Raw genomic sequence first — 17,956 nt, 5'->3', positions numbered from 1 at the left:
TTCCTTAGGCTTTGCTACTTCTTGTACTTTCGCTTCTTCCTTAGGCTTTGCTACTTCTTGTACTTTCGCTTCTTCCTTAGGCTTTGCTACTTCTTGTACTTTCGCTTCTTCCTTAGGCTTTGCTACTTCTTGTACTTTCGCTTCTTCTTTTGCTTTTGCTATCTTTTGTGCTTTAACTTCATCCTTAGCTTTAACCGTTTTTTGTACTTTCGCTACTTGCTTCGTTTTCTCTTCAGCTTTTTTTTCAACTGGTGCTGTACTTGATAGGAAAGAAACATTTACATAAGCTGTTTTTCCTTTATACTCAAATTGTAACCAATCGTCTTTTACTTGATGCTTTGATTCAATTACATCATCTGTTTTTAGTCTGCCAAGTATTTCTGATTCTGTACTTGCATCCGAACGGACATTTAATAAATTCGCGGTTACATAATACACATCTTTTGTAAACTCCGCACTTACAAATACTTCTTTACCATTTAAATCAATTTTGGACCATCCTTCTTCCGTATGTATAACCTTTAACTTTTCTCCTTCTTTTACTTTTTTGACAACTTTTGATTCCATAGTCGGTTTTTCACGTACGTTGAGTACATCTGCTGTTACGATTGTTTCTGCAGTAGCAACTGTGGTAAATGTCCCCATCCCAAAAACTGTTGCTGTAGCTGCGCCAAGTATTTTTTTCATAGTAGCCTCCATTACGTTTTTTGACTTCCATTATATCAAATGCTTCCATAAAATCAGGTATTTTCACAGAATATCAAAACTTTTGTAACAGTATATTAATACTACTTAATATATCATTGTTAAAAACATCCTTTTTCTTCAAGAATATCAAATTTATACATTTACGTTCTATACATAAAAAATCACCTCATCAACTATAAAATGAGGTGAGCGAAAGGATATTTGTTTAAGAATTGCTACAGTTATCTTTCTTGATTATCATAATATGTTTTATCTGCATATTTTTTATCATTACCCTTTAAATAAGCTAAGATTATTTTTGGATTTTTAACTAAAGTCCAATCTCCATATGTATCAAATCTTCTGCACGAAGTTATCATTCCATTTTTTATTGTACCGAACTTCTTATTTTGTTGTTTTCCCCATTCTTTTAACCGTTTTGCAAAATCTGCATCTTCTGCCATAAGCATATTTTCATTAAATCCATTAATCGCCATAAAATCTTTTCTATAGCACCAAAAAATCCCGACAGATATAGCCCCATACTTAAAAAATAATGGAATTATAATTAACAACACGGAAACAAATATTCCTAAAGATATTCTTTCAAACTTACCAGTTACCCCACCGCCAATATATTTACCTGAAACTAAATATTTGTCTACATTAAACAAAAAAGACTCTGTCATTTCGGTATCAGCATCTATAGTAATAATTATTTCTCCAGTAGCTATCGCGGCTCCTGCATTTCGGATTTTCGATAAATTTTTATCGTCATTTTCTAATGTAATACAGTTATACTCCTTTGCTATTTCTTCTGTTTTATCCGTACAACGATTTAAAACCACTATGACTTCAGTTTGATCTTTATATGCTTCCGCTGCCTTTGAAATGGAATCTAAACATTTTCCAATGTACTTTTCTTCATTGTGCGCAGGAATTATAATTGAAAACTTTATATCTTTCTTTAAATCGTTTCCTAAAGAGTCATTCGTTTCTTTCATAACACACCCCTTTTTATAAAATAAATTCCCACTCTATAAAACATATATTAATATTTATGAGGCTGTATTATAAAAACTAAAAATATACTAATACTAGTTCGATTAAAGTCACCTAGAATTCTTCTATCAAAACAAAATGAAACAATAGTTTTTATGCTACATAGTTATCGCGATTCCTGCCAAAAACAAACTTACGATTGCTAAAAATTTTGTGCCGACTATAGCCCCTCTTAAATGAAACTTATAATCTTTGTATCCCTTCATTCCGTCTGTACTAGGAATAACAACAAATCTTGGGGTAATCCAGCAAAAGATTAGCCAATCCAATATAAACAAATCTACTACATTAAAAATCATTAAAATACCAAAAGTATGCACATAGGCATCAATATATAATAATTTTTCATGCTTATGTAGTATATATGTAGAAACGAAAGGAGTACCGAAAAGAATAGCATTATATACGACATTAAAGTAAATCGTTTGCTTTTTTTCATGGATCGATTTTGGAAAAACTACCTTTTGAATATCTTTTGGATATTCAGTTAACGAAAGACGAGGATTATAATATAAAGATCCCAAAATCATTACGGATAGTACAATAGACATAATGACACCAACATATATCATTTGCTCAAATGAACTCATACGCACCATTCACCCTTTTCTGTAATCGCTCCATCGTACACGTACTTAATTACTTATTGTATGTACAGCATCAATCAAAAATTAATAATTCAATTTATCAATGAATTTATAATTGAAATTAATGTGTCATTTATCTTTTCTGAAGAACAATTGAAAATTAGTTTGGAGAAATAGATTTTAATTTATATTTCCAACTCGTATCAAATAAAAAAGTAATGGCGCAAATTACCGAATGCGCTATTCCGTTAGATACAGCACAAAATGACCTTACAAGGCTGTTAAATCGCAATGAAAACCATTAATTATTCGGCTCTTATAAAGTATATGATTCTATTACAAATGAGTATATTGATCTTGGACATGTTACGCTAAACAAGGATAATGTTAAAAAGGCTGAAATTGGTTATATGATTTTGCCAAAGCACTGGGGAAAAAGATATGGTAGTAAGATTGCAAAGGAATTAATGAATATAGCGAAGCAGACAGATATAAACGTACTAAAAGCAATTATCGATCCAAACAATATCCCTTCTCGCATACTTTTAATAAACGTCGGTTTCACCACTGAAAAAGTTTGCAAGATTGATGAATTGCCTAGGGCGATTTTAAGTACATATATTTAACTACAAAAAAGAAATGCTACTTTTGAACTAAAAGTAGCATTTCTTTACATATTACGCCCTATTCAACCATCGAAAATATTACTTTCTCAAGATCTTTTTTAGAAAGCATACTACCATTTATATAGATTTGATATGCATTTTTCCCTTCTTTTGCAGGAACCACTATTTTCATAGCCCGTACATTCGATTCTTTATACTCACCGAATGTTACGTCATAGCCATTTAATTTATATTTTTTTATATCTCCAGTAAAATTATGTCCTCTTTTAGAGGGTTTATCAAATGGTCTATCAAGAAAGAAATCTTTATATTCTCCCTCAACAATTTCTAATTGATGGATTGTAAAACCTAATTCTACATCTGAAGTATGTGGCTCTTTTTTTACATTACGCTTTTCATATCTCATCGTAATCAACGGCATAGGCTTGTCTAATGTCGCTTCAGCTTTGACTTCTTCAAATACTAATTGATGTCCAACCGGAATATATGATGGATGCTTGATTGGAAAACCAGTTATTTTTTCAGCTTGTTCAAATGTATAGGTAAATTGTTGATCTATTCTTTCTTCATATGTATTTAATTGTTCCATTCCCTCTCTATCTCTCATTTCTTCATCAGCATTTAGGCGATTTGTAGCAGTATATTGTCTCTCACCATTCTCTACAACACTTACTTTCTTATAGAAATGGTATGTTTCCTGCAATAAAGCTACATACTTTTCAAAGTCCTCTTCTGTAAATATACTTTTAGCAATTTCTATACGTTCCATTACTGAATTATAACCATCTTCAGTCATTCCGATATCTTGTCTTGCTTTTTCTGGTGTCCCTACAATTTTATCCATTAATGTTGTACCTGCAAAAGTACCCGTCGGTATTAAAATAACCGCGGCTACAAAGCCAAATAATAACTTTTTCTTCATAGAAGTTTTCTCTTTCTTTTTCATCTTTTCGTATTTATAAAAAGAAGCTTGTACTTTATCTTCCAGATTAGGAGAAGGCTCTATATTCGCTGCCTTTCTTTTCAATTCATTCGTTACATATTTTTCAAAATCCATTTACTTCTCCCTCTCTTATGTTTGGCTTATGCTCCATTTCAGCCCTTAATCGTTTTAGCGCAGTATGTAATCGGGATTTCACTGTACCAATAGGGATTTGAAGAAGTACAGCAATTTCCTCCATACTATACTCATGGAAGTAACGCATAATTATTACTTCACGATGTTTATAAGATAATTTTTGTACAATCTCCACTAACTCATTATGCGTTTCCTTATGTAAAATATCTTCATGCATTACGTAAGAACGATCTTGTTCATACATTTTTTTCTTTTCAAAAATCCGAAACCTTCGCCACGATTTACGACGCCAATCCTGTACTTGCTTCACAACTAGTCCATGTAACCAAAAACGAAATGAACGATTCATATCATAGTTTGTTACGGACTTCCATATTTGTATGTACACTTCATTCACTATATCGTCTACATCTTCGTTTTGACTTCCTACTAAAAATACTACTGTTTTATAAATATCTTTACATGTGTACTCATAAATAACTTGAAAGGCTCCTTGATCCCCAGAATCCATTTTATACAGCCATTCTTTTAATTGTACTTCATCCAACATTACGTTCCCCTCTCATGATCTTTCACACTATATTCGCTCGTTTCTCACAAAAGGTTCATTTTACATGGAAATTTATTTATTACAATAAAAATATAAGGTATATTTTTAAGAAAAGGAGGATTTCAAGAATGAATAAAGAGGATAAAATTCACGCTGAAAAAGTGTTAAAAAATCTATTCATCGGATCACAAGTTGATGGATTACAATTTGGTATTTCTCCAGGCGCTATAAAGATTCATTTCACAAACTTTCACGACTCAGTTGATTATGACGGACAATTATATATCAATATCGAATCAAAATGGTGTTTATTTAATAAACCTCAAAAAAGATACCCATTAAATGAAGATGAATTTGAAGATTATTCTGAGGAAGAAGAATATGAAAGAATATTTAAGATAAGAAGACAAAAAGTTACCGATATACAACTCGGCTTAGAAAGCCCTCATTTAATTATTACATTAGATAGTGGACAAATTATTTTTGTAAATGGTTTTCATGATTATTATGAATGTCGGCAAGCTGGTGTCCTATGTGAGCAATGGCTTGTAGTCGCTGCACCTGGGAATGAAATCGCCACTTGGGCTCCCGATGAGTTTATCAATAAATAAACTTTTTCACGAAGAAGAACCGAAGATATTTTATGAAGTATGATACTAATTAACTACATAACCATTTCTATTACACTTAAACGAATAATCATTTTATTTAAATAGAAATACTTTATTAAATTTGAGAGGATGATTATGATGGCATGTGTCCATGATTTTGGAATAATTGACGATTTTGATTCTCAAAAAAGTTACAATGATTATACACCAGAGAAATATCATTGTATTTCTGTTAATGATGATATTATCAATAGTTTAAGTCAAAATTTATCAATTATGAAAACCTACTTTCATACAGTCAAAAATCAGGAATATGGTTTAGCATATTGGGGTATTACAATTATCCCTCCTGAATCATTAGCAATATTCTATGAAACAGTTACATCTTCAAAATTCTTCAAAAAATCTGATGAGCTGAATGAATTAGCTTCAAAAATTGTACAAGCTTCAGTAGAAAAGAAGTACATGATTCATTATGGGATTTGAATGTAATTCAAAAAATGCTTAGGATTTCTCCGAAGCATTTTTTGTATATGAATAATAAATTTATTCCTTAGCCATTTAGTCAATACTTAACCCTATTTCCTCATCTTTTAAATGTGAGAGTGTCGCTATTACTCTAAATAAGCGTCTCATTTCCAAGATTCCAACTAAACCATCTCCCATGCCCTTCTGTTTCCCCAACCGTTTCACGATATTCGTTTCCGTTAATATAATAATCAATATGAAGGTCCCGGTCCCACATGTTGTTATACAGGTGGAATACATCACGTTTTGCACCGATTTCTTGCACTTGTTTTTCCAACTTACGTTTTACTTGTTCAGGTATTTGATTTGCGACGTGTGTATGGAAAATACAGATTACAACATCTTCACTTAATTGTTCAATAATAGATGGTAATAGCTCTACACCGTCTCCTTCTATTAATTGGACAGATTCATTTTTTACTAAAGATGCTGCTTGGTCAAACATTTCAAGTCTATCTTTATGTTCTGGCCAAATGAGTGCACGTAGCCATAAATAATCTTCATCACTATGTAAATCATTTACATGCAAGTCTATTCCGATTCTTTCTACGACAGTTGGACTTTCTTTTAGAAAATGAGGTACATTTTCCCCTCTTATTTCAGAAGTTACATGTACATTTGAATTTATATTTCCGTATGTTTCATCCGTTCCGTACGAATAGCTATATTGGTCCCAGAACAGTTGTAATCCAGAACTTGTACCAATTTCAATTAATGCTAACGTTTTTTTCACTTTATTAAATATGTAACAGAAACCTGGATATAAGTATGCACATCGTCTTACTTCATTCGTTTGAACGAGTTTCGTTTGTAACAAAGTAATGATTTCCTCTCGGTACGTTTTACAGAAATCTTTAAAATGATCAAAAGCTTGATCTAAATCTGTATTAGCCTTTTCAACTAAGCTACTATAATACGTTTTTACATGATGTTCTTTGCCTGCTAGTAATAAATAATGTACGGCGCCTAATAATAAGTTCGGGACTGGTTGGCCTACTTGAGCGTAGGAAGATAGTGTAAGTACTTCCTCATCTTCAGCAATTTGTATTGATAAGTATTCATATAAGTCACTTGACCCTTTACATTCCTTTATTGAGAAATTTCGAAATAAGTTTGCGATTTTTTCTTGTTTATGCATTGATATCCCTCCTTTAATTTCACAGAATAATCATACTATTACAAGGAAGCAAATTCCATAAAAAGGTATCCTCCCTACCAAATTATTAATGCGTAAGCTTTTTCGGGATAATTTCAAACTGTGATTTTTTTCTATTCATGAACTGAAAAGTGCTTGTTAAATAAGAATTTTGGCAAATAAAACGTTAAATAGTTTAAAATTATCAGATAACACTAGATATTTTAGTCTATTAATTATTATAATAGAGTATGAGATGGTTATATAATTGAGACAAAAAAGGTATACACCTAGGTGGGGCCTAGGCGGTGTTTTCAATTTACGGCTTAGATATAGTGAACACCTACTCTTTTTTGCCAATATAGGGGATGGAGAGATTATCATGAGCAACATGCAGCAAAAAACAGACGTTATCTTAATTGGTGCAGGAATTATGAGTGCAACGTTAGGCTCATTACTAAAAGAATTAGCACCTGAATGGGAAATTAAAGTTTTTGAAAAACTCGCAAGTGCCGGGGAAGAAAGCTCTAACGAATGGAATAATGCAGGTACAGGGCATTCTGCGCTATGCGAACTGAACTATACTTCCGAAAAATCTGACGGATCTATAGATATTAGTAAGGCTGTAAAAGTGAATGAGCAATTCCAGCTTTCAAGACAATTTTGGGCATATCTTGTAAAAAGCAAATTAATTCGTAATCCACAAGATTTTATTATGCCTCTACCTCATATGAGTTTAGTACAAGGAGAAAAAAATGTTGAGTTTCTAAAAAACCGTTTTGAAGCGCTTTCAAAAAATCCACTGTTTCAAGGAATGGAATTTTCCAATGCTCCTGAAACATTAAAAAAATGGCTTCCACTCATTATGGAAGGTCGTACATCTAATGAGCCTATGGCTGCAACGAAAATTGATTCTGGAACAGATGTTAACTTCGGTGCATTAACACGTATGTTGTTTGATTACTTACAAACGAGAAATGTCGAGCTAAACTACAAACATAGTGTCGAAAATATTAAACGCACGAAGAATGGTTTGTGGGAAGTGAAAGTACACGATATGAATAGTGGTAAGATTGAGCATCATACTGCAAAATTCGTCTTTATCGGCGGCGGTGGCGGTAGTCTACCTCTACTTCAAAAGACTGGTATCCCTGAATCAAAACATATCGGTGGATTCCCTGTAAGTGGACTATTTATGGTATGTAAAAACCAAAAAGTTGTAGAGCAACATCATGCAAAAGTATACGGTAAAGCTAAAGTCGGCGCTCCGCCAATGTCTGTACCTCATCTTGATACAAGATATATAGACAATAAAAAAGCTTTACTATTTGGACCGTTCGCAGGATTCTCTCCTAAGTTCTTAAAAACTGGCTCAAACCTTGACTTAATTGGTTCTGTAAAACCGAATAACGTCTTAACAATGTTAGCTGCTGGTGTAAAAGAAATGGGATTAACAAAATACTTAATTCAACAAGTTATGTTATCACATGAAAAACGTATGGAAGAATTACGCGAATTCATTCCGAACGCAAAAAGTGAAGATTGGGATATTGTAGTTGCTGGGCAACGTGTACAAGTAATTAAAGATACTGATGCCGGTGGTAAAGGTACACTTCAATTCGGTACAGAAGTTGTAAGTGCAGCTGACGGTTCAATCGCTGCATTACTAGGTGCATCACCGGGGGCTTCTACTGCTGTTCACGTCATGCTTGAAGTATTAGAAAAATGTTTCCCAAGCCGTATGGTAGAATGGGACGGAAAAATAAAAGAAATGATCCCTTCTTACGGCATTTCACTAACTGAAAATCCAAGATTGTTCCAAGACCTTCACACTTCGACTGGTCGTACACTTGGATTAAATGAAAAAGAAACAGTTCATAACTAATGAAGAAATTAAAAAACGTCCGATATATTCGGACGTTTTTTCGTTACTAGAAATTATATTTATCAATATTCTCTTTCGTAAATACAACCCGCTCTGGCAATACGATAATTCCGTTTCCTTCTGCCTCATAATCATAACCTTGGATAGCGTTTGGCTCTACTTTCACTTTTCCAATTCCTTTTACTTCAAAGCTATCCGCTACTTTTAACTTCTTCCCTTTTACAACAATTTCATTTGCTACATACGTTGCAAGTGCACCTTGTTGTTTTACATCCCATAAACCAAATTGTTGTACTGTTCCTCGTTTTACGTAATCACGCATAACGTTTGGTGTGGAGAACCCAGTTACAACAACTTTTTTATCCATTTTTAAGTTTTCAGCTGCTTGTGCCATCGCTGGTAGTGCCGTTGCATCCGGGCAAATGACTGCATTAATATCTGGGTACGTTTTTAATATGTTCTCCCCTACTGATAAAGACTTTTGCGCATTATTTTCACCGTATTGCGTCGTTACAATTTCCCAGTTCGGATATTTCTTTTTAATAATTTCTTTCGCTTTCGTTACCCATTGGTTTTGATCCGTTACTGTTGGACTAGAATAAAAGAAGGCTACTTTTCCTTTATCTCCAATTTATTTGTTCTACTTGTTTTGTAGCATTGTATATTCCTTTTTTCATATCTAGAACACTTTTTTCCACTTATTATTAATCGTTTCAACTGGAATAAACAAAATATACGGCACATATGTTTAAGCAGTGGTCAATTGTTGAAAGGGATGAAGAGTATGACACAGCTGAACTTTGAAGAAAATTTATTAACTAAAGTAGCTTGGTACTATTATAAAGACCAATTAACACAACAGGAGATCGCTTCACTTCTTCACATTTCAAGAAATAAAGTTGTTCGGTTATTAGAGAAGGCGCGCAGTGAAGGTATCGTTACATTTCACGTAAAAGGGACTGGTTTACACTGTTTAAGTATTGAGCGTGACCTAATGAAAAAATTCCACTTAAAAGATGCTTTCATAATCCCTACTCCAATAGACAATTATCACACTTCTCTCGGAAAAGCTGCTGCACAGTATTTAGAAACGCAGCTCCAACAAGGCGATTTACTCGGCATTGGGTGGGGTGAAACGATTAGCAAAATGCTAGAGAGCATTCATTTTGAAACTTCTATAAATCTTTCAATTGTAACGCTAACAGGCGGAGTAAATCACTATCTCCCGAGAAAACAAAACTATTTACACTACATGCAAGGCGACCTTCACATTATCCCTACACCATTTCTAGCATCTACAACCGAAATGGCACAAAGTATTCTATCAGAACCAAGTGTAAAAGATATGCTTCATGTCGCTTCACTTGCTCATACAGCTGTTGTTGGTATTGGCGGGCTATCACAAGATGCAACTATTGTAAAAGAAGAAAAATTAACACTACGTGAGATGACGTATATTCGTAGTCAAAACGGTGCTGGCGATATTTTAGGGCAGTTTTACAATACGGATGGTCATTTATTAAAGCTCCCGCATCATAATCGACTAATTGGCACGCCGCTCTCGATTCTGCGCAAAATGAAGCATGTCGTTGGTGTTGCTGGAGGTACAGAAAAGATAGATGCAATTTATGGTGCCCTAAAAGGAAAATTCATTCATACATTAATTACCGATGAGGAAACGGCCCTCTCCTTATTACGAAAGGATGGTGATTGTTAATGTCTCATTTATTAGCTTTTGATGCTGGTACAGGAAGCATTCGAGCTGTTCTTTTTGATTTATTAGGTAATCAAATTGCGGTCAGTCAAAAAGAATGGGTTCATAACACGGATCCTCGTTACCCAGGTTCTATGAATTTTGATGTAATAGAAAACTGGAAGCTAGTACAACAATGCACGAAAGAAGTTTTACAAAGAAGTAATGTCTCACCCTCTTCTATTCAAGCAATTAGCGCTACTAGTATGCGAGAAGGTTTTGTTTTATATGATAAAAATGGGCAAGAAATTTGGGCATGTGCAAATGTTGATGGGCGCGCGTCTGCTGAAGTTAGTGAACTAAAAGAAATCAGGTCACATCTTGAAGAAGATTTATATACAACATCTGGTCAAACTTTTTCATTAGGTGCTTTACCCCGCCTACTTTGGATTAAAAAACATGAACCAGACGTCTATAGCAATATTCATTCTTTTACGATGTTAAACGATTGGATTTTATATAAATTAAGCGGCGTACTGCAAATCGACCCCTCAAACGGATGTACATCCGGTATTTTCGACTTACAAAATAGAGAATGGGATAATGATGTCGCTAAGGAGTGCGGTCTAACTTTGCCATTTTCACCAACAGTAAATGAAGCTGGTACAGTAATTGGTAGCGTTACAAAAGAGTGTGCGGCATTAACTGGATTACGTGAAGGAATTCCTGTCGTTGCCGGGGGCGGAGATGCACAAATGGCATCACTTGGAACAGGAGTAGTTAGACCTAATCAAACATTAATATGCGGCGGTAGTTTTTGGCAGCAAGAAGTGAATGTTACTGAGCCAATAACGGATCCACATGCTTCCATTAGAGTAAATTGTCACGTCGTACCTAACCTATGGCAATATGAAACGATTGCCTTTTTCCCAGGCCTCGTTATGCGCTGGTTTCGAGATGCTTTTTGCCATGAGGAAAAGAAACTTGCTGACAAACTTGGTGTAGATGCTTATGCATTATTAGAAGAACAAGCAAAAGACGTACCTGTCGGCTCACATGGCATTATCCCTACTTTTTCAAACGTTATGAACTACATTTCTTGGCGGCATGCCGCACCTTCTTTTTTAAATTTAAGCTTAGATGCTGACAAATGCGGAAAAAAAGAACTATTCCGTGCTATTGAAGAAAATGCGGCCCTTGTTACACTTGGCAACTTAAAATTAATAGAAAATCTCACAGGGACATTCCCTTCTGAAGTCATTTTTGCTGGCGGTGCCGCTAAAGGAAAACTATGGCCACAAATTCTATCAGACGTACTCGGTATCCCTGTAAAAGTACCAGTTGTGAAAGAAGCAGCGGCTTTAGGAACTGCGATTGCTGCTGGAGTTGGCGCTGGCATATATTCAACTATGGAAGAAACTGCCGAACAGTTTGTACAGTGGGAGCACACATTCGAACCAGTTACTGAAAATCATGAACTATATAAAGAATTCTATGAAACATGGAAAACTGTGTATGACAGTCAACTCTCTTTAGCTGATAAAGGGCTCACCTCACATATGTGGATTGCGCCTGGTGCACTGTAACAGATTACATAAAGGAGTGAAATATATGTTAAAAGCGAATGAAAATGATTTCTCCTATCGCTTCGGTAATAACGGGCCGAAATATTTAATACAAGGTCCGAATATTGATCTTGGCCTTGTTGTCATTCAGCCTGGACAGGAGTTTCAAAATCACTATCATACGACGTGTGAGGAAGTCTTTTATGCATTAGAAGGTGAAATTGATTTCTATGTGAATAACGAAAGAGTTCCAATTAAACAAGGCGATGTGTTGCAAGTTCGTCCTCATGAATCTCACTATCTTATTAACCATTCTGACAAACCTTTTAAAGCAGTTTTTATTAAGTCACCACATTTACCAAATAAAGATACGGTACAAACGGAAAATCCAACATTAACGAAGGAGTGATTTCAAATGACTTGGGGATTTAAAAATAGATTAAATACAATTTTACCTGATGGCAGAGCGGTTATGTTAGCGATAGATCACGGCTACTTTTTAGGGCCTATTCACGGGCTAGAACAACCACTTGAAACAGTTAAAAACTTACTTCCTTATACGGATTCCCTCTTTTTAACGCGCGGTGTACTTAGTTCCTGTATTCCTGAAAACTGCAGCACACCAATGGTTATGCGTGTATCAGGCGGAGCTACTGTCGTCGGTAAAGACTTAGCGAATGAAACAATTGTTACACCTGTAAAAGAAGCAGTAAAACAAAACGCAATTGGTGTCGGTGTTTCTGTTTTCGTCGGATCCGATTATGAAACACAAACAGTTTCAAATCTCGCAAATGTAGTTTCAGAAGCTCACGATTACGGTCTACCAGTACTCGGCATTACTGCTGTTGCGAAAGAGTTACAAAAACGTGAAGCCCGCTTTCTAGCACTCGCTTCCCGCGTATGCGTTGAAATGGGGGCTGACATTATTAAAACGTATTACTGCGAAGGATTCGAAAAAATTACAAGTACTTGCCCTGCCCCAGTTGTAATCGCTGGTGGACCAAAATTAGATTCAATTGAAGACGCATTAAACATTACGTACAATGCACTGCAAGAAGGCGCAATCGGCGTAGACATGGGCCGAAACATATGGCAATCTGAACATCCTGCTGCGATGATTCAAGCGATACATGGTATTGTGAAGAATAGATTGAATGTGAAAGAGGCTCTCCAATTATACGAAGATGTAAAAAATTAAAATAAACGACAGACTATTACTCTAAAATATAAACAAAATCAATATTTACTATAAGGAAAAGCCTCTATGTTAGATTACTAAGTAACCTAATATAGAGGCTTTCTTTTACATTTTTTTGTTCTGAATTTGATCAAATTTCTACAGATCGCGTACGTTCCAAACAATCTCACCGCGTTCCCCCCACGTACTGTGATGCCGCTTAAATCCTATCTTTTCTAATACCCGGAAAGACGCCGTATTCCAAGCGCCTACAGTAGACCAGAGTCTTTGGCGACCTGTAGCAATCGCAGCCTCAAGCACAGCTGATGCTGCCTCCGTCGCATAACCCTTGCGATGAGCACTTTGGAACAATTCGTATGCAATTTCCGGCTCTTCAAGCGTGGAACGACCGATGATTAAGCCACAGTATCCGATGAAATCCCCTTCTTCTCGCCTACGAATAGTAAGAAGAGAAATTCCATTTTCAGCTGCTTTCTTGCGCATCTTAATAAGATCGCTACGAACAGATTCAACGGTTGGCATGTCCACACCACGTTCACCAATTAATTTTCTCAGCCAAACTGCATCAGATTCCTCCCACATATTCAGATCGAGTCGTTCCGTTTTTAACTGGAACGCCATATCTTTAAATACAACTGTCATAGCGGTAACCTCCTATTTATATCACTGTACTACTTATAATAGTTTCGTACTTTACCATATGGGAACCCTGCTTGATTCATACATTATTATTATTTTATGCATAAGCAATTCCTCCGCTAAATAGACTTTGTTCTCAAACTTCATTTTAAGTCTATAACATTTGATTTATGAATGATTTTAGATTTACACTTAATATTTACATTTAAAAATGTATCGCCCTTTATTTTTTGTTAAAATAAAGAAAAGGAGGAATGATTATGCAACGAATGAGTTTTGAACGCCCTACTGATTATTACGATGAAAGATTATATTCTATTGATGAAAAAATTTGTGCCCTATTAAAAGAACGGAAAGAACTTTCAGGTGGTGATCCAGGTTTTCCACATGATGAAGCGATTTATAAATGGGCAAAGCAATACGGATTTTATCCAGACTATCTAAATTCACTATTCTCTTCCATGATGGACGAAGGTGAATTTAAACCTCGTGTCGAACCTACTACATTCAAAAAACATATACCTGTTTTTAAAACGTATGAACATAAAGGTATTATGTATACCGTAACTTTTATTCGGCAATATGCAAATGCTAGTGTAGTTTATTTATATAGCGATTGGGATTCCACTGATGAAGTTTTCAATGAAAATAAGCCTCATAGTTTCTTCCAATTATCAATAGATGATACATATGACTGCTGGCCAGAAGGTGGTGGCGGCACTGATGGACATTTTAGTCATCATTTCGTTATATCTCCTGCCCTTCCTGATAATTTGTCTGGAATAAGCTTACGATTTAAAGAACACGATATGCCGTTTAAGAAAGATCAAGCTGTGCTTGAATTTGAAATTCAATTGGATTAAAAAGAGCGTAATCTAGCTGGAATTCAGACTAGATTACGCTCTTTTAGTTGCTAGTTATGCAGTATATGAAATTTATATCTACGTTTTTTTGGATATATCGATTTACCAACAAAATTAGACACTATCATTTATGTAACACCCACTCCATTAACACGATTGCCGATTCAATACGTTCTTTCGTATCCCCTAAAAATAGTTTATGAAGTAATGCCTCCAACTGGATTGGTTTATTAGGCAACGCTTGAATATACCTTAAAACAGATCCCGCTGGCGGTGTAGGTTTGTTATTAATAGCCCATATCCCTTCTAACAATGTCCAAGTTGACGTATGAATGATGTACGAAGCCTTAAACTCATCATGTGCTTTCAAAGCAGACTGAATTTTAATGAGCGAACTATGCAACCAATGAGAAATACCTTTCACTTTGTCGCTAGAAACACGATAGTTTTCAAATTCATAGGTAGCTATTTCCTTTAACCTTTTCAATTCGCCGCTTTTATCAAATAAAATTTCCCCTTCTAAAAATGAGTATAGTTCCATCGGATTGTTTTGAAAGTTTACTAGTATTTGATTAACATCTGCATACTTATATTCAACTAAAGTTTCTTCTCTCATTTCAGAATGAAACTTCTTCTTTTGTCCCCCTTCTAAAAGAATATATAAGTCTAAATCCGAATCAGGATATGCATCACCCCTTGCGACAGATCCGATAAGCATACATCCAGTTACCTTATCTATTGATAAGATTTCAGCTACTATTGTTTGTACTAATTTTTTATGTTGTTCATGTTTAATAGATGTTTGTGCTTCTAACATTTGTAACCTCCAAACATATTATTATGAAGTTATTCGTTACCTATATATAGGTTACTTCTCTCATGCCTTTAATCTTCTACATACTTATTCAACAATTGTCAGTTCATATACAATTGCGTCTTTACTGCTTTTTGTTTTATCTTGAATCGTAACAATATCTCCAGCTTTTATTTTCGAAGCATTCATTACTTTTACCATCTCTGGTGGAACATATCCTCCATTGTTTTCTTTATTTAGCGGAAACCACTTCACTGATTTATTAGTTGCTTCTAAAATTTTATATTTAATTGTACCATCATACTTTATTTCACCAACAAGATCTTTTACTAATGTAGGTGTATATTTACCCTCTTCTTTTTCTAAAGAAATATGATCACCTATATCTGGGATACCGTTTCTTACAGGGGCCTCCCATTTTGTTGGATTTAAATCATTTAAACTTACCTTCACACTATCTTCTTTATTTGAGTTAGCATCTTTTAGAAATATGTCATTATTCTTCTTATCAATAATGATATACTCCTTCCGCTCTACTATTTTTGCACTACTTTCACGTTTTACTTCCTCATTGTTAGATACTTCTTCTTCCACTTTATTATTACTACATGCTGATAATAATGTCGTCGCTAAAGCTGCCATTAGTAACATTTTTTTCACTTCATTTACCTCCATTTATAACTAAACAATTAAATATATATTACATCCATATTTTACTATAAATCAAAAAAGAGGATATTTGTTTATTAATAAACAAATATCCTCTAACTTTACATATATATTACGACTGTTGATAAGCCGCTTTCGATGATTTTACATAATAAACTGCGTGATCAACGTTAATGATATGATCTGGTTTTGGTTTACCACGGCTCGCTCTATGTCCTGCTAAATGTTCTTCACTTGTTTCCCAGTTTTTCCATGCTTCTTCAGATTCCCAGCGAATCATCACGACAACTTCTTCGTCTCCGCGTCTTACTTTTTTCACAAGAACACTTAAATCGATGAAGCCTTCAAATTTTTCAATAATGCCTTCTCCAGTGAAACGTTCTACAACTATATTTGATGTACCTTCTTTTACTGTAAATGTTTTCGTTTCGATAAACATATAATCCCACTCCCTCTTTGTAATACGAATACTAGTATTCTTCTATTATAGTTGATTATGATAATTATTTTCAATTAAAAAGTTATAATTATTTGAATTATGCTGTTTTCTCTTTAACCGCTTCATCTAAAAATTTGAAATACGGAAGTAATATTCCTATTAAAGAAGTGGTACATATAATCGTACCGATAATAAAGTATAGTGCTCTTATTCCCCACATTTCACTTAGTATACCTCCTAGTAACACACCTAACGGCATAGAAGACCGTATGAAAAATAAACGCACTGAAAATACTTGTCCTATCATATGATTTGGTACTGTTTGTTGGCATATTGTCGTGTTATGAACATTGAAAAATGAAATACAAATGCCTGCAACAACTTCAATGAACACCGCAATTACTATACTATGATTGAATCCTAGAGAAATGTATGTAAGTCCTCCTATAAACAATCCACCAAGCATAAGTATACGCCGGCTTTTATATGTTACTTTTCCGACTAGTGTAGATCCAACTACATAGCCAAACGGGAAACCAGCCATAAAATAACCAAACTCCGCATATCCCGCTGACAGCTCATCTTTTATATAAGGAAGATTTGTAACCAACGTTATCCCAACCCCAAATTGCACGAAAGTAAGAAAAATACCGAGCCACACGATGACTGGTTTTGTGAAAAAATATGTAAAACCGTGAAGAAACTGTTCTAGCCACGTTTTCCGAATGGGTTGTGTTGTTCTCTTTTCTTTTATATTAAGTAATAACGCACCACTAACAAATAGACAAATGCATACGAAAGATAATGTAAGTTCTGTTCCAATCAAATGAATGACTACTCCCCCTAATACGGGTCCAAGAAACATCATCAGACGAGCCATTCCATCAATATACGCATTCGCGTCTTGAAGCTGTTCTTTACTTACCATACTCGGTGTAATCGCTTGACTTGCAGGTGTATACAGCGGCGTTATAAGTCCGATTATTATTTGTACGACATATACGTGCCAAACTTCTATATTACTAGTAAGTATCATGACTAACGGCAATAAGAAAACCGAAGCTCGCACCCATTGCGAATAAATCATAATCCACTTCCGGCTCCATTTATCAATAAATGGGCCACTTATTAGTTGTAGTATAAGAGATGGGATAAAGTATAATAACCACATACTACTTAAAGCAGTTTTTGATCCTGTTAATTCATAAACAAGAATCGAATTACATAACGTTCCGAAAGCCCCGCCCAACTCTGAAATCGCACTACCAATCCACATGAAAAAGAACGAACGATTTTTTAATACATTTTTCAATTTCATACACCAACT

Annotated in this window: 19 protein-coding genes and 2 pseudogenes; 9 read left to right on the top strand and 12 right to left on the bottom strand. The window is 34.7% G+C overall.

Annotation, left to right across the window (positions count from 1 at the left end):
* The 3 genes from ACTFOB_RS18415 to ACTFOB_RS18405 form a co-directional block, all read right to left on the bottom strand.
* Nucleotides 1-687: SH3 domain-containing protein (locus tag ACTFOB_RS18415; RefSeq protein WP_440027840.1), on the bottom strand; the 687-nt coding region annotated here is incomplete at its 3' end.
* A 242-nt stretch (nucleotides 688-929) separates the two neighbouring features.
* Nucleotides 930-1,691, bottom strand: coding sequence for a glycosyltransferase (locus ACTFOB_RS18410; protein ID WP_440027844.1), 762 nt, complete (start codon nucleotides 1,689-1,691; stop codon nucleotides 930-932).
* Between the two features lie 156 nt (nucleotides 1,692-1,847).
* A complete protein-coding gene (locus ACTFOB_RS18405; protein WP_440027847.1) occupies nucleotides 1,848-2,339 on the bottom strand; it encodes a nitroreductase in 492 nt (163 codons plus the stop codon).
* Nucleotides 2,340-2,509: 170 nt separating this feature from the next.
* On the opposite strand from ACTFOB_RS18405, the pseudogene ACTFOB_RS18400 reads away from it, so the two are divergent.
* Nucleotides 2,510-2,962: pseudogene (locus ACTFOB_RS18400) on the top strand (GNAT family N-acetyltransferase).
* 58 nt (nucleotides 2,963-3,020) lie between these two features.
* Here the strand turns inward: ACTFOB_RS18400 and ACTFOB_RS18395 are convergent.
* Both ACTFOB_RS18395 and ACTFOB_RS18390 read right to left on the bottom strand, forming a co-directional pair.
* A complete protein-coding gene (locus tag ACTFOB_RS18395) occupies nucleotides 3,021-4,019 on the bottom strand; it encodes a hypothetical protein (RefSeq protein ID WP_440027850.1) in 999 nt (332 codons plus the stop codon).
* A complete protein-coding gene (locus ACTFOB_RS18390) occupies nucleotides 4,009-4,587 on the bottom strand; it encodes a sigma-70 family RNA polymerase sigma factor (protein WP_440027852.1) in 579 nt (192 codons plus the stop codon). Before ACTFOB_RS18390 ends, ACTFOB_RS18395 begins: the two co-directional genes overlap by 11 nt.
* A gap of 131 nt (nucleotides 4,588-4,718) precedes the next feature.
* Here ACTFOB_RS18390 and ACTFOB_RS18385 point away from each other — a divergent pair, with 131 nt between their 5' ends.
* Nucleotides 4,719-5,201 (top strand): hypothetical protein, encoded by a 483-nt coding sequence (locus tag ACTFOB_RS18385; protein ID WP_440027855.1) that lies wholly within the window; start codon nucleotides 4,719-4,721, stop codon nucleotides 5,199-5,201.
* Between the two features lie 138 nt (nucleotides 5,202-5,339).
* Complete coding sequence (locus tag ACTFOB_RS18380) at nucleotides 5,340-5,687, top strand: short-chain dehydrogenase (protein WP_440028246.1); 348 nt, start codon at nucleotides 5,340-5,342, stop codon at nucleotides 5,685-5,687.
* A 133-nt stretch (nucleotides 5,688-5,820) separates the two neighbouring features.
* Here ACTFOB_RS18380 and ACTFOB_RS18375 read toward each other — a convergent pair whose 3' ends face one another.
* Nucleotides 5,821-6,867 (bottom strand): DUF2332 domain-containing protein, encoded by a 1,047-nt coding sequence (locus tag ACTFOB_RS18375; protein WP_440027858.1) that lies wholly within the window; start codon nucleotides 6,865-6,867, stop codon nucleotides 5,821-5,823.
* A gap of 379 nt (nucleotides 6,868-7,246) precedes the next feature.
* On the opposite strand from ACTFOB_RS18375, the gene ACTFOB_RS18370 reads away from it, so the two are divergent.
* Nucleotides 7,247-8,749 (top strand): malate:quinone oxidoreductase, encoded by a 1,503-nt coding sequence (locus tag ACTFOB_RS18370; RefSeq protein ID WP_440027861.1) that lies wholly within the window; start codon nucleotides 7,247-7,249, stop codon nucleotides 8,747-8,749.
* A 46-nt stretch (nucleotides 8,750-8,795) separates the two neighbouring features.
* On the opposite strand, the pseudogene ACTFOB_RS18365 reads toward ACTFOB_RS18370, so the two are convergent.
* Nucleotides 8,796-9,380: pseudogene (locus ACTFOB_RS18365) on the bottom strand (substrate-binding domain-containing protein); the annotation flags it as partial.
* Nucleotides 9,381-9,533: 153 nt separating this feature from the next.
* On the opposite strand from ACTFOB_RS18365, the gene ACTFOB_RS18360 reads away from it, so the two are divergent.
* The 4 genes from ACTFOB_RS18360 to lsrF are packed head-to-tail and all read left to right on the top strand — an operon-like array spanning nucleotide 9,534 to nucleotide 13,205.
* Nucleotides 9,534-10,466: a sugar-binding transcriptional regulator gene (locus tag ACTFOB_RS18360; protein WP_440027864.1), complete on the top strand. Its 933-nt coding sequence runs from the start codon at nucleotides 9,534-9,536 to the stop codon at nucleotides 10,464-10,466.
* Nucleotides 10,466-12,028 (top strand): autoinducer-2 kinase, encoded by a 1,563-nt coding sequence (gene lsrK / locus ACTFOB_RS18355; protein WP_440027868.1) that lies wholly within the window; start codon nucleotides 10,466-10,468, stop codon nucleotides 12,026-12,028. The genes ACTFOB_RS18360 and lsrK overlap by 1 nt, the downstream gene beginning before the upstream one ends.
* Nucleotides 12,029-12,053: 25 nt before the next feature.
* Nucleotides 12,054-12,416, top strand: coding sequence for a cupin domain-containing protein (locus tag ACTFOB_RS18350; RefSeq protein WP_440027871.1), 363 nt, complete (start codon nucleotides 12,054-12,056; stop codon nucleotides 12,414-12,416).
* Nucleotides 12,417-12,422: 6 nt separating this feature from the next.
* On the top strand, nucleotides 12,423-13,205 hold the full coding sequence (lsrF, locus tag ACTFOB_RS18345; RefSeq protein WP_000219781.1) for a 3-hydroxy-5-phosphonooxypentane-2,4-dione thiolase: 783 nt from the start codon (nucleotides 12,423-12,425) through the stop codon (nucleotides 13,203-13,205).
* A gap of 138 nt (nucleotides 13,206-13,343) precedes the next feature.
* Here lsrF and ACTFOB_RS18340 read toward each other — a convergent pair whose 3' ends face one another.
* The gene (locus ACTFOB_RS18340) at nucleotides 13,344-13,847 is read right to left on the bottom strand and encodes a GNAT family N-acetyltransferase (protein WP_440027874.1); all 504 of its coding nucleotides are present in this window, start codon (nucleotides 13,845-13,847) and stop codon (nucleotides 13,344-13,346) included.
* A 257-nt stretch (nucleotides 13,848-14,104) separates the two neighbouring features.
* Here ACTFOB_RS18340 and ACTFOB_RS18335 point away from each other — a divergent pair, with 257 nt between their 5' ends.
* Nucleotides 14,105-14,707, top strand: a complete 603-nt coding sequence (locus ACTFOB_RS18335; RefSeq protein WP_440027877.1) for a hypothetical protein — start codon at nucleotides 14,105-14,107, stop codon at nucleotides 14,705-14,707.
* Nucleotides 14,708-14,831: 124 nt separating this feature from the next.
* Here the strand turns inward: ACTFOB_RS18335 and ACTFOB_RS18330 are convergent, their stop codons facing one another.
* From ACTFOB_RS18330 to ACTFOB_RS18315, 4 genes are all read right to left on the bottom strand, one after another.
* Nucleotides 14,832-15,524, bottom strand: a complete 693-nt coding sequence (locus ACTFOB_RS18330; protein WP_440027880.1) for a nucleotidyltransferase family protein — start codon at nucleotides 15,522-15,524, stop codon at nucleotides 14,832-14,834.
* An 84-nt stretch (nucleotides 15,525-15,608) separates the two neighbouring features.
* Entirely contained in the window at nucleotides 15,609-16,196 is a 588-nt protein-coding gene (locus ACTFOB_RS18325; protein WP_440027882.1) for a hypothetical protein, read from the bottom strand.
* A 106-nt stretch (nucleotides 16,197-16,302) separates the two neighbouring features.
* Complete coding sequence (hmoA, locus tag ACTFOB_RS18320) at nucleotides 16,303-16,629, bottom strand: heme-degrading monooxygenase HmoA (protein WP_000469503.1); 327 nt, start codon at nucleotides 16,627-16,629, stop codon at nucleotides 16,303-16,305.
* A gap of 97 nt (nucleotides 16,630-16,726) precedes the next feature.
* Nucleotides 16,727-17,947 carry an MFS transporter gene (locus ACTFOB_RS18315; RefSeq protein WP_440027885.1) on the bottom strand — a complete coding sequence of 407 codons (1,221 nt, stop codon included), beginning with the start codon at nucleotides 17,945-17,947 and terminating at the stop codon, nucleotides 16,727-16,729.
* Nucleotides 17,948-17,956 lie beyond the last annotated feature (9 nt).

The sequence above is a fragment of the Bacillus cereus group sp. MYBK79-1 genome, assembly GCF_051915365.1.
Taxonomy (GTDB): Bacteria; Bacillota; Bacilli; order Bacillales; family Bacillaceae_G; genus Bacillus_A.
The sequence above is the reverse complement of the archived record's forward strand: the minus strand, read 5'-3'. Positions and strand labels throughout refer to the sequence as shown.

Bases quoted from the DNA above. Each gene is read 5' to 3' on its own strand.
- ACTFOB_RS18410 (WP_440027844.1), bottom strand. From the start codon at position 1,691: ATGAAAGAAACGAATGACTCTTTAGGAAACGATTTAAAGAAAGATATA.
- ACTFOB_RS18405 (WP_440027847.1), bottom strand. From the start codon at position 2,339: ATGAGTTCATTTGAGCAAATGATATATGTTGGTGTCATTATGTCTATT.
- ACTFOB_RS18395 (WP_440027850.1), bottom strand. From the start codon at position 4,019: ATGGATTTTGAAAAATATGTAACGAATGAATTGAAAAGAAAGGCAGCG.
- ACTFOB_RS18385 (WP_440027855.1), top strand. From the start codon at position 4,719: ATGAATAAAGAGGATAAAATTCACGCTGAAAAAGTGTTAAAAAATCTA.
- ACTFOB_RS18380 (WP_440028246.1), top strand. From the start codon at position 5,340: ATGGCATGTGTCCATGATTTTGGAATAATTGACGATTTTGATTCTCAA.
- ACTFOB_RS18375 (WP_440027858.1), bottom strand. From the start codon at position 6,867: ATGCATAAACAAGAAAAAATCGCAAACTTATTTCGAAATTTCTCAATA.
- ACTFOB_RS18370 (WP_440027861.1), top strand. From the start codon at position 7,247: ATGAGCAACATGCAGCAAAAAACAGACGTTATCTTAATTGGTGCAGGA.
- ACTFOB_RS18360 (WP_440027864.1), top strand. From the start codon at position 9,534: ATGACACAGCTGAACTTTGAAGAAAATTTATTAACTAAAGTAGCTTGG.
- lsrK (WP_440027868.1), top strand. From the start codon at position 10,466: ATGTCTCATTTATTAGCTTTTGATGCTGGTACAGGAAGCATTCGAGCT.
- ACTFOB_RS18350 (WP_440027871.1), top strand. From the start codon at position 12,054: ATGTTAAAAGCGAATGAAAATGATTTCTCCTATCGCTTCGGTAATAAC.
- lsrF (WP_000219781.1), top strand. From the start codon at position 12,423: ATGACTTGGGGATTTAAAAATAGATTAAATACAATTTTACCTGATGGC.
- ACTFOB_RS18340 (WP_440027874.1), bottom strand. From the start codon at position 13,847: ATGACAGTTGTATTTAAAGATATGGCGTTCCAGTTAAAAACGGAACGA.
- ACTFOB_RS18335 (WP_440027877.1), top strand. From the start codon at position 14,105: ATGCAACGAATGAGTTTTGAACGCCCTACTGATTATTACGATGAAAGA.
- ACTFOB_RS18330 (WP_440027880.1), bottom strand. From the start codon at position 15,524: ATGTTAGAAGCACAAACATCTATTAAACATGAACAACATAAAAAATTA.
- ACTFOB_RS18325 (WP_440027882.1), bottom strand. From the start codon at position 16,196: ATGGAGGTAAATGAAGTGAAAAAAATGTTACTAATGGCAGCTTTAGCG.
- hmoA (WP_000469503.1), bottom strand. From the start codon at position 16,629: ATGTTTATCGAAACGAAAACATTTACAGTAAAAGAAGGTACATCAAAT.
- ACTFOB_RS18315 (WP_440027885.1), bottom strand. From the start codon at position 17,947: ATGAAATTGAAAAATGTATTAAAAAATCGTTCGTTCTTTTTCATGTGG.